This window comes from Phocaeicola sp. ICN-14070 (assembly GCF_037892625.1).
Taxonomy (GTDB): domain Bacteria; phylum Bacteroidota; class Bacteroidia; order Bacteroidales; family Bacteroidaceae; genus Phocaeicola; species Phocaeicola plebeius.
Genome location: NZ_JBBKBF010000164.1, coordinates 1 through 916 on the forward strand (window position 1 = coordinate 1; position 916 = coordinate 916).

Annotated in this window: 1 pseudogene; it reads left to right on the plus strand. The window is 54.5% G+C overall.

Going from position 1 to position 916, the window contains the following annotated elements:
• Positions 1–916: pseudogene (locus tag WKT20_RS18085) on the plus strand (hypothetical protein); the annotation flags it as partial.

Sequence of the window (916 nt, forward strand, 5' to 3'; positions counted from 1 at the left end):
TCGGCATGTATCTGATAGCAGACGTTCCGGAACGTGCTACAGCCCTGCATTTCTCCATTCTGAACACGGCAGAGTTTGACTGCGTGGTACTGAGCCACAGCGACAAGATAGAGGACATGGAACCGGATTGGGTGGCCAATGAGGAGCATCTGTGTGCCGTTGTGGGCAGTTCGGTGGTGGGCAGTAAACTGCGTGCCTGCATCACCGGAGCTTCGACCACGGCAAGTATGACCTGGACGGACTTCCACTACTACAGCCAGCAGCGGGGTATGCAGCAGATAGATGCGCTGATGCACAGCCGCATCGCGAACCTGAGCTATGCAAAGTACGGGCGCAGGGATATGCAGGAACAATGCGGTGCCGGTCAGCATAACAATAACCGCACAACAGGCGGAACGGCCGAACACGGGATGACAGACACCATCGGCTACGATGAAGCGTATGTCATTAACAACAAAATCACGAATTCGCTGATTGACGGCCTGGTGCACCAGTATGCCTGGTATAAGAGTCGGGACGAATACGGACAGGCGACTGTGGTGCAGGTGAACAATATCTGCTGCCTGGGCTACGAGGACATCTACGGCAACAAGTATGACATGATGGACGGCGTGGATCTGCCGAACGACAGCGGTAACGTGGGCAAATGGCGCATCTGGATGCCTGACGGCAGTATCCGTATGGTACAGGGCAAGAAGGACAGCGGTCAGTGGATTACAGGCGTGGCGCACGGCAAGTATATGGACATGATTCCGGTAGGTAATCTGAACGGATCATCTTCTACTTACTATACCGACATGTACTGGATAAGCACCGCTACAGTCCGTGTGGTCTATCGCGGGTACAACAATGCGGACGCGAATGGCGGTGTGTCGAGTGCGAGTGCGAATAACGATGCTTCGAACACGTATGCGAG